General features: G+C 49.2%; 12 protein-coding genes. 5 read left to right on the forward strand and 7 right to left on the reverse strand.

Translation table 11 applies throughout. From position 1 onward, the window contains the following. Positions 1-142 precede the first annotated feature (142 nt). The 6 genes from QW520_02085 to QW520_02110 all read right to left on the reverse strand — a co-directional run bounded on the left by QW520_02085 (position 143) and on the right by QW520_02110 (position 3861). Positions 143-649 (reverse strand): hypothetical protein, encoded by a 507-nt coding sequence (locus QW520_02085; protein ID MEM0448592.1) that lies wholly within the window; start codon positions 647-649, stop codon positions 143-145. Continuing rightward, entirely contained in the window at positions 633-1211 is a 579-nt protein-coding gene (locus QW520_02090; protein ID MEM0448593.1) for a hypothetical protein, read from the reverse strand. The genes QW520_02085 and QW520_02090 overlap by 17 nt, the downstream gene beginning before the upstream one ends. A gap of 85 nt (positions 1212-1296) precedes the next feature. Continuing rightward, entirely contained in the window at positions 1297-1584 is a 288-nt protein-coding gene (locus tag QW520_02095) for a DUF749 family protein (protein ID MEM0448594.1), read from the reverse strand. Between the two features lie 9 nt (positions 1585-1593). Further along, on the reverse strand, positions 1594-2445 hold the full coding sequence (gene hdrB / locus QW520_02100; GenBank protein MEM0448595.1) for a CoB--CoM heterodisulfide reductase subunit B: 852 nt from the start codon (positions 2443-2445) through the stop codon (positions 1594-1596). Further along, on the reverse strand, positions 2446-2994 hold the full coding sequence (gene hdrC / locus QW520_02105) for a CoB--CoM heterodisulfide reductase subunit C (GenBank protein MEM0448596.1): 549 nt from the start codon (positions 2992-2994) through the stop codon (positions 2446-2448). A gap of 57 nt (positions 2995-3051) precedes the next feature. Next, a complete protein-coding gene (locus QW520_02110) occupies positions 3052-3861 on the reverse strand; it encodes a LysR family transcriptional regulator (GenBank protein MEM0448597.1) in 810 nt (269 codons plus the stop codon). A 269-nt stretch (positions 3862-4130) separates the two neighbouring features. Between QW520_02110 and QW520_02115 the strand changes: the two genes are divergently transcribed. Further along, positions 4131-4607 (forward strand): hydrogenase maturation protease, encoded by a 477-nt coding sequence (locus QW520_02115; GenBank protein MEM0448598.1) that lies wholly within the window; start codon positions 4131-4133, stop codon positions 4605-4607. Positions 4608-4610: 3 nt separating this feature from the next. On the opposite strand, the gene QW520_02120 is transcribed toward QW520_02115, so the two are convergent. Further along, the gene (locus QW520_02120) at positions 4611-5930 is read right to left on the reverse strand and encodes a pitrilysin family protein (protein MEM0448599.1); all 1320 of its coding nucleotides are present in this window, start codon (positions 5928-5930) and stop codon (positions 4611-4613) included. A gap of 93 nt (positions 5931-6023) precedes the next feature. On the opposite strand from QW520_02120, the gene QW520_02125 reads away from it, so the two are divergent. The 4 genes from QW520_02125 to QW520_02140 all read left to right on the forward strand — a co-directional run. Next, positions 6024-6803 (forward strand): PAC2 family protein, encoded by a 780-nt coding sequence (locus QW520_02125; protein MEM0448600.1) that lies wholly within the window; start codon positions 6024-6026, stop codon positions 6801-6803. A gap of 68 nt (positions 6804-6871) precedes the next feature. Further along, on the forward strand, positions 6872-7384 hold the full coding sequence (locus tag QW520_02130) for a Rab family GTPase (protein MEM0448601.1): 513 nt from the start codon (positions 6872-6874) through the stop codon (positions 7382-7384). Then, positions 7381-8328 carry a DUF835 domain-containing protein gene (locus QW520_02135; GenBank protein ID MEM0448602.1) on the forward strand — a complete coding sequence of 316 codons (948 nt, stop codon included), beginning with the start codon at positions 7381-7383 and terminating at the stop codon, positions 8326-8328. Before QW520_02130 ends, QW520_02135 begins: the two co-directional genes overlap by 4 nt. Positions 8329-8374: 46 nt before the next feature. Further along, the coding region (locus tag QW520_02140) for a pyruvoyl-dependent arginine decarboxylase (GenBank protein ID MEM0448603.1) at positions 8375-8764 on the forward strand (390 nt) is incomplete at its 3' end.

The raw sequence follows: 8764 nt of genomic DNA on the forward strand, positions 1-8764 counted from the left end.
ATTCCGAAATGGTTACGCCTATTAAAGCTTTACTTGACGATGAACTCTGCCAATACTGCTAAAAAATGGGTACTGGCTATGAGAAGAATGAGGTTCACACCCAATTGAATAAGAAATGTCGAGAAACACGAAGCGAAAGCGATCAACTGACTTTTTCCATTAAGATTAGGATTATCAGGTACCATCCGATCAAGGAGAGCATTATCGGGTCAATCCAAGCTGATTCTTTTAGAATCTGACAGGTGCCTTCAACGCACAGCAGCTTTTGTTTGTAACTGAACACCATCAAATCGCCGTCCGATTGATAAAAAGTCCAGTTGCTGTCTCTCAACGTAGGCCCTCTCATCTCTATGGTACCTCCATTCAATAACTCCAGCGTGCACTTGACACCCCAGCTCCGCTCGAACTTAACATAAGCTATGTCCTCTTCCAAATCTTTCTTCCGAACCGTTACCATCGGTCTGAGGAAACCGACACGCTTTAATGTGAAACTCTTTCCTTTGCTCCCCATTTCCGCGAGAGAGCCGAATGCCTTTAAGAACTGCAGCCATCCTACTTCCAAGCCCTCTTCGAGAAGTACGTATTGCCTAGCCATCGGCCTGGTTTGCTTCAGCTCTAGTACCCTCTGAGGATTATTTCTCGCGCTCACTTTCCACCCCGCTAGTAGGACACTCTCCTGGCGCTGCTGCGCTGCTGGCTGCCAATTCCTCGTCGAACATCATCATGGCCGCATACCACAAGAGGATGGCCAGGAATAGCGGTTCAGGATCTTTCTCAGTAAGCCCCAAGTCATGGAACTCCCCCCTGCGACGCAACAATGATGCCTCATGCGTCAACCTGCACAGGGGCCTGCCCGAATGGTCAGTTATCTCGAAGTAATCCTTCCTTATGCTCGGACCATGGAAGATATAATTCCTCCCATCTGCCATCGATAGTTGGCCAGAGAGCTCGAACCCCCAGCTGAATCTGAGCACGGCAAGGTTCGTGGTCTCGCCTTGCCTTCTCACAGATATGAAAGGACAAAGGAATCCGCCACGCTTAAGCGTAATGACTTTTCCCTCATATTCCCCGCGAGCCAATGAGCCTAGAGGTGAGGTGAAGGTCAATCTCGCCTTCTCCTCCCCATCCTTCTTAAGAACATACGCCCTGGCAGTGGCCTTAGGTTGCGTCCACTCCATCGATCCTATTTTTCCAGAGGCTGAGTAGGACATGAGTGCCTATTTAATCTGGCCCAATAAATTCTTTTGCCAACGGCCAAAAGGTATTTGAAAAAATATGAAGGGATTAGAAGGTCGCTTAGAGTGCTTCCCCATATTCCTTCAGTACAGACTCAAGGCAGCGCTTAGAAAGAGAGTCGAGCGCAACCTCCTGTTCCTTAAGCCGTTCCTCCATCTCCTTCACGGACTTGAGGGTGGAGATGAACGCCACCACAAAGGAAGATGTGCCTTCTATCCTGAAAGCGGCTACTTTCTCGCCCTGCTTGAGCTCCTTCCTCTCCCTCTTCGCCTGAATGTTAACAAAGGGGAGCAGTTGCTCAGGGATCTCCCCTACGGTATAAACCCCGACCAACTCTGCCCTGAACATATTCAGACCTTAGAGGTTTACCTTAGTCACATGCGCTTCTAGTCCCAATTTGTCACGCGGCAGTCCGAAGGCCATGCCGTAGAGCTGGGACAGGTGAATGACGGGGATATTATATCCGGGAAGGTCGTTCTGGGACGCATCGTACTGCAAGTGGCAGAACGGGCACACATCCACGATCATCTGAGCATTCACCTTCTTCAGGTTCTTTAGCTTCTCCTCTGTCATTCTTAGCGCGGTCTTGTTGTCCCTGGAGCGAACCCCACCACCAGCTCCGCAGCACATGAGCTTGTCCTTATAGTTTATGCTCTTGGCGCCAGTAGCCTCCACCAGCTCGTCCAATATCCTTGGCCTCTCTGGATCGTCCAGATGCTTCACACGTGTAGGCTTTACGAAGTGGCAGCCATAATGCACAGCTATGTTATAGTTCAAGGGATTCTTCACATGCGCCTTGATCTTCTCCATACCGATGTCCTTATATAGAACCTCAGCGAAATGGCGCACCTTCACTGCTCCATTGTATTTGAGGCCTACTTTGCTCAGAACATCATTAACTTTCTTCATCTCCTCTGGGTGATGCTGCATAATATGATTGGCCTCGAACATGGAGCCATAGCATCCATTGCAGATCGTCATTATGTCCGTCTTCTTCTGCTCCGCCAAAGCCAGATTCCGAGCAGCTAGGGCCAGCCATGTGGTCTGATCGAAAGAGCGAATCACACCTGGTGCCGGGCAGCACCCCGCACCCTCGAGCTCCACCAATTCAACGCCCAATGACTTGAATATCTCCCTCGTGGCCAATTCGATGCCTGGGTATCTGAGGGGGGCCACGCAACCCAGGAAGAAAGCGTACCTACCTGACATTCACTTCTTCCCTCCTTTCATCAGCTTGTCGAAACCGCACTCTTCCATTATCTTACGGAAATCCTCCATGGCCTTCTTGTTCCCAACGGTTGTAGGCGGATTCTCTGGCAATCCCATCTTAACCCTCAGCTTCATGACCTCCTCTTTGACGGGGACGGTGGCTCCATGTTTCAACATATTCTCTCCTATCTTCTTGTGCTGTTCGGCCATATGACCCTCCCTTACAGCCATGTTGCGCAATATGAACAGGATATCCGTGATCTCCACCTCTCTCGGACACCTTTCTACGCAAGAGTAGCAGGTGGTGCACAGCCATAGGTCATCCGAAGGAAGTATCTCATCCTTCAGCCCGAGCTGGGCCTTCCTGATTATCTGTCTCGTCCTGAAGGCCGTTAAACGACCTGATGGACAGGACGCAGTACAAGTTCCACACTGGTAGCATAGCATCAAAGTCTCGCCACCAGGTCCTCCTTTCTCAACCATCTTCGTGAATGCCGGATTGGGCTCAGCAATCTTGGTCATCGAAGCACCTGAGGGGCTGACCGTCACGGCCTTATATAAAAGTATGAGAAAAAATCAACGTTGTATTACCATAAATGGTAAATGCTACTGCAAAAGACGCTCCCTGCTCAATTCTCTCATCAGCCATGAGATTTCAGGTTTTTCTTGGCGATAAAGCGCCAATATCCTGTGCTCCGTGAATCTGGGATCGATGGAACTGGCAAGTCGCAAGCCCTTTCTGAGGGCAAAAGATTCATTGATGAAGAAGCTCTTCCCTGACTTGAGCAAGTGCGTGAGGGAACGAGTGGTTCCCTCGATGCTATATTTTCGTCCCGTGGTCTCGAGGTGCCTGTAGCCTATCCTCTGAGCCCCATACCTGAAGAAGACATGCGCCTCCCCCTTATCGATGTGCAGCAGACGGTCAGTGGCCAGCTCCTCGAATTTGGCTCCCTTCAACTCGTAAGCGAAGAGCGGGTCATCCAGGACCACAACATCCATGAGGCCCGCATTGAAATCTTTTAGATTGCGCTGGTCGTCGGAAATTATCAAGTCGTATCTAGCCTTTGAATCGAGGCGTGAAAGTGAGGTCAAAAGCATCTCTTCAGTAAGCAAAGTGCCTCCTACCACCACTGAATCCTTCACTCTCATCCTGGCGCTTACGGCGGCGAACTCTAAGGCGAGGGTGTTTCCGGCCTCGTTAAGTTCAGTTCCATGAGGGGAAGTATCCAATATGCTTTCACCCACCTTACGTTGGACTTGGCGAAGCAATTTGTTAACCACAGGCGTGGCTAGCCCTAGCGCCAAAGCGGCCTTCCTCTGACTCCCCTGCCGATGCACTTCCAGGAGTACCTCCAACTGATGAGGCGTGAGCGTCCGACCGTTAACCCTTAAGGATATGACGGGTTCAATTCGCATCGATCGGCCATGCAGCTGCCAAGACTTCAAGATTTTCTCCCTTAAAATCTTCGCCTAACTCATCCCAAGGGTTAACGAGTGGCATGAAGGATTCCGAGTGTTCTTAATCGCTGACGTTCTAGGTCCCTCGACGAACTTTTTATTACCGTCTCAATTGTAAGATTCCACTTTCGAATAAATCCCTAGATTCTTTTTTCCGGGGATGTCCAGCCGAGATGTACAAGATAAGATTCAAAAACCTTTTATTCCACGCGCCTTTCCGTCGATTGATGGCGCCAAAGAAAGAGAAGCTTGTGCTTGGCATAGGATCGCCTTTCATAAGTGACGATCAAATCGGCCTAAGAGTGGCCGAAGCAATAAAAGAAATGGGCTTGCCGGATACGGATGTGGAAGAGGCAAGTGTCAGCGGTCTCGATCTTATAGAAATGCTATTAGATTATAAGCGAGTCATAATCGTCGACGCCATCACTTCAGGCGAGTTTGCACCTGGCACCGTTCGTGTTCTCGAGCGCGATTCCTTTGCCTATGCTGTTCATGGATCGAACCCTCATGAAACGAATATAGTGACGGCTTTTGAGCTGGGAAAGCTCCTTGAACCTCAACGTTTTCCGGCCGACATTAAGTTCGTAGCGATAGAAGCTCAGAACACTTATGACATCTCCGAGGAGATGACCTCTCCTGTTAAGGCAGCCTTGCCAATGGCGGTTAAGACGGTATTGGAATTGCTTAATGAGCCTCAACGGTAGGCATCAGAATTCCAAGGATTCGGCTAATCTTGCCACCTTGCTTCCCTCTTCAGGGGATGCGTGGATGGCAAGGCATAATTTTCCAGCATTCAACATCCTTTCTACAATTTTAAGCACATCTTCCTCTTTTACCATCTCTAAGCGCTGGAGCATTTGTTCCTCTGTCAGCAACGAGCCTGTTTGAAGGAAATGCTCCCCATGGAAGAACATACGGTTTTCCACAGGCTCTAATTTGCGGACGATCATCCCTTTTAACCAGCGCTTAGCGCGAGTGAGCTCGTCCTTCTCCAACCCCTTGCTTTTGAGATTCCTAATCTCTTCAGCGATAAGTTCCAGCACCTTCATGCAATTATCAGAGGATGTGGAGAAGAATATGGAAAAAAGGCCACAATCGGTAAATGGATATGAAAGAGAATATATCGAATATACCAAACCGTTTTCCTCCCTTATTTTATGATATAGTCTGGACGAGTTACCCGCCGCCAGTATTACACTGAGAAGATTCTGGGCGTAACGGTCTTGGTGCGCAGCGGGGAGCCCAGGAAAGCCCATACCCACATACATTTGATCCCCGTCTCTAGGAAACAGTTTTACACCTGAATGAAAGACGGGAGCTAGACGTTCGCGACTAATGGATGACTTAGCCAAATCGTCAAAGCTGCGCGATGCCCAATTCAATACTTGGCCCGCATCTACATTGCCGGTGGCTACAACGCTCAAATAGGGAGGGCGGTAATGGTCAACAAAGTACTGACGAATGTCATCTGGCCTCATGGCTAGAACGCTCTCTATCGAACCTCCCTCAGGATTTGCCATGGGATTCCCATCCCATGCCGCCTTCACTAATAGCTCATGGATATAGCCATCTGGATCGTCTTCAACCATTTTTATCTCCTGCATGACCACTTTCTTCTCCATCTCCACGTCCTTGGGGTCCAATAGAGGGTGGCGAACCATCTCGGTTAAAACCTGCTGGGCAGTGTTGATAGTCTCATCTAGGGTTTGTATGTAATACGATGTTATCTCCTTCCCCGTATAGCCGTTCATTTCCCCTCCAGCAGCTTCGACGATGCTGTTGATCTCTTTAGAGGTGTGGAATTTCGTCCCCTTGAAGAGCAAATGCTCCAGGAGATGCGCTATGCCACAAAATTCTGGTCTTTCGTCACGAGAACCTACCGAAATATTGACTGCTACCGCGGCTGCGCGGCTATGATTGAGTCTATCAACGATAACAGGAATTCCACCAGGTGTCCGATGCATAAGAAGCTGCTCTTCCCTGTTCGTAATGGCCTTCATTGAGCCGCCTAACGCACGCCAACCCATTTTAAGATGCCGCCTTGTCTCCCCTGATATATCGGATCTGACTTTGCAAACAATTCCCTACTTCCAGAAAGGATATAAGTACAGGCGCGGGCAATGGCAAATAGGATCTTCATGCAACAGGGCATCTTCATCCATGATTACAAGAAATTGGCGCTTGACCGAGCTTTGGTGGTCATTGGATTTCCAAGTATAGGGCTGGTAAGTTCCATCGCTTCCAACTTCATCGTGAAGCAGATGAGGCTGGAGCGTATCGCAGCGATAATATCCGACGACTTCCCGCCCTACTCCATCGTTCACGAGGGAAACATCCACCCTCCGATGAGAATCTATGCTGGGACACGAGTCTGCGATGGTCCGGGTGAGAAGTGTGAGCAATTGGTTGTGATTACCTCTGAGTTCATGCCCTCACCTAATCAATTAAGGCCTCTGGTGGATGTAATCTTTGAATGGTGCCGCAAGAACAACATAGAAACCGTTCTTTGTTTAGAGGGGATGAATTTAGGAGAGAATCCTGAGCAGAGAGAGATCCTAGCAGTGGCGACTGGAGAGAGATGTAAAAAAATGCTTGCCACTTATGGTTTGAAAGAATTCAGCGAGGGTATGGTCTCTGGAGTCTCAGGGGTTTTGCTTTACGAAGCGGATCGTCTAGGCCATGATGCCATCTGTCTTCTCGGACCTGCAAGAGCGGATTACCCTGATGCCAGAGGAGCGGCGAGACTGTTGGAGCAGCTGGCCAAAATGCTTCCGGAGCTAAAATTGGACCCAGAGCCATTGTTTAAGGAGGCGGAGAGCTTGGAGAGAGAGCTGAAATCCGCCATGCAAGCCATGCGCCAGCCCTCGAAGAGAAGCGATGAGTCAGTGATATATAGTTAGGACCTTCGAACGGACAATGAGGGCGACCATTACTTAAATCCCTGCGGCTATACTCATCTTGGTCCAGAATGGAGAGGCGGAAGTTCATTCGGAAAGTCTGCCTGCTCGGCGATGGGGCAGTGGGAAAAACAAGCTTGGTGCGCCGTTTCGTGGAGGATGTCTTCAAAGATGATTATATAGTCTCTTTCGGCACGAAAGTCACCAAGAAAGTGCTCGTGCTCGACGAGGTGGAGCTCATGCTCATGCTCTGGGATATACTGGGCCAAAAGAGCGATGATGCCTTGCATTCCGCCTATTACAAAGGCGCGAACGGCGCTCTTTTGGTATTTGATCTTACCAGGCCTGAAACGTTAGATAATCTGCTAAAATGGAGAGACGACTTCCTGCGTATTGCACCCAATGCCAAGATAGTGATTGTTGCCAACAAGGCGGACCTGGAGAGCAAGGTCACTGACAATAAATTAAACGCTTCGCGGGAGATTCTGGGTGGGCCTTTAATCATCACCTCTGCCAAGACTGGCCAAGGAGTGGAGGAGGCCTTCCTCGAGCTCGGTAGATTAATAATGGAGGAGGTAGCGTGAGCGATGAGAGCAATCCATTCTTTGTAATGCCTGGCTCAGCTTTGAGGGACCTAAGAGAAGAGCTGGAATTGATAGAGGACGAAGAGGCCAAAGAAACACTGGCCAGATTTGGGTATAGGGCTGGTGTTGGCATGATTCAAGCCCTGGGTGTCGAAGCTGAGACTTCCTCACAATTGAAGGATGTGCTGCTCCAACTATGGTCTGAGACCGGTCTAAGCAGGATGGTCATAAATAAAATGGAAGAGGACTTCATTGAAATTGCCCTTCAAGACTCTATCGAAGCTAGGCAAGGAAGAAGATGCGATTTTACCAGGGGGTATCTCGCTGGTATGGTCTCTTCACTGCTCAAGCGCAGATACGAGGCTACGGAAATAGATTGTATTGCGGACGGTAAGGAATTGTGCGTCCATACGCTCCGTCCCGTGGAGGGGACCTACAAAATCGGTCGGAGGCAAGGGAAATCGGAATCCATCCACAAGTTAGAGCCTGGATATTCATATTTGATAGAGTCAGAAGACCCCTATGCAGGTTTCGATGTATTCCAAGATTACGTCTCAAATGGCTATAAGGGCATGTGGATATCGCGCGAATATCCTGAGAAAGTGAAGAAGAAGTTCGATATCGGCGAATGCCCTTTCATTTGGTTGTCTTATGAGAGAGACATAAAATACGCTCGTGAACCGACTAACATACCTTTGATATATGCAGAGGTGAAGGGGTTCCTTGATAATCCTGAAGGGGGCATTGTTCTGCTGTCTGGGCTTGAATACCTCATGTCTCAGAATAATTTCATCAAGGTGCTTAAATTCCTACAACTGGTGAATGAAAATGTGGCGGTCAAAGACGCGCTGTTTATCATCCCTTTGAGCCCCCAAGCCCTGTCCTCGCGAGAAGTCAAGATGCTGGAGCGCGAGCTGAGGGTTTACCAACCCAAAGGGAAATGACCTGTCTGGAGATAACCTTAAATTCTATAATTAGATAACTCGCTTCATGAATCTAGTCCCCAAGAAGTTTTTCATCACTTCAGGTTGCGCCGTTAGTAAGGTCTCAGATCTCAATGCCTTCGATGAAGCATTGAAGGCTGCAAAGATCGGCGAGCAGAACCTGGTGTCGGTCTCATCTGTCCTTCCCATCGGTGCTAAACAGGTCCCTGTTAGGGAACTCCCCATGGGGGGGATAACGTTCTGCGTATTGGCCCAGATGAGGGGGGGCGAAGGTGAGATGATATCAGCCGGAATCGCCTACGCCTTCCGAAAGGATGGAAAAGGGGGATATGTGGCCGAGGGACATATGCACGGGACTAAAAAGGCGCTCAAAGAAGTATTGGAATGGAAAATGACGGAGATGGCTAAGTTGCGTGGCATTGAACTCAAGACGATA

The organism is Methanomassiliicoccales archaeon (assembly GCA_038740345.1).
GTDB lineage: Archaea > Thermoplasmatota > Thermoplasmata > Methanomassiliicoccales > UBA472 > JAJRAN01.

What these genes read in the sequence shown, in the direction of transcription:
- QW520_02090 (MEM0448593.1), bottom strand. Translation starts at nt 1,211, where the DNA reads ATGTCCTACTCAGCCTCTGGAAAAATAGGATCGATGGAGTGGACGCAA.
- QW520_02095 (MEM0448594.1), bottom strand. Translation starts at nt 1,584, where the DNA reads ATGTTCAGGGCAGAGTTGGTCGGGGTTTATACCGTAGGGGAGATCCCT.
- hdrB (MEM0448595.1), bottom strand. Translation starts at nt 2,445, where the DNA reads ATGTCAGGTAGGTACGCTTTCTTCCTGGGTTGCGTGGCCCCCCTCAGA.
- QW520_02110 (MEM0448597.1), bottom strand. Translation starts at nt 3,861, where the DNA reads ATGCGAATTGAACCCGTCATATCCTTAAGGGTTAACGGTCGGACGCTC.
- QW520_02115 (MEM0448598.1), top strand. Translation starts at nt 4,131, where the DNA reads ATGGCGCCAAAGAAAGAGAAGCTTGTGCTTGGCATAGGATCGCCTTTC.
- QW520_02120 (MEM0448599.1), bottom strand. Translation starts at nt 5,930, where the DNA reads ATGGGTTGGCGTGCGTTAGGCGGCTCAATGAAGGCCATTACGAACAGG.
- QW520_02125 (MEM0448600.1), top strand. Translation starts at nt 6,024, where the DNA reads ATGGCAAATAGGATCTTCATGCAACAGGGCATCTTCATCCATGATTAC.
- QW520_02130 (MEM0448601.1), top strand. Translation starts at nt 6,872, where the DNA reads ATGGAGAGGCGGAAGTTCATTCGGAAAGTCTGCCTGCTCGGCGATGGG.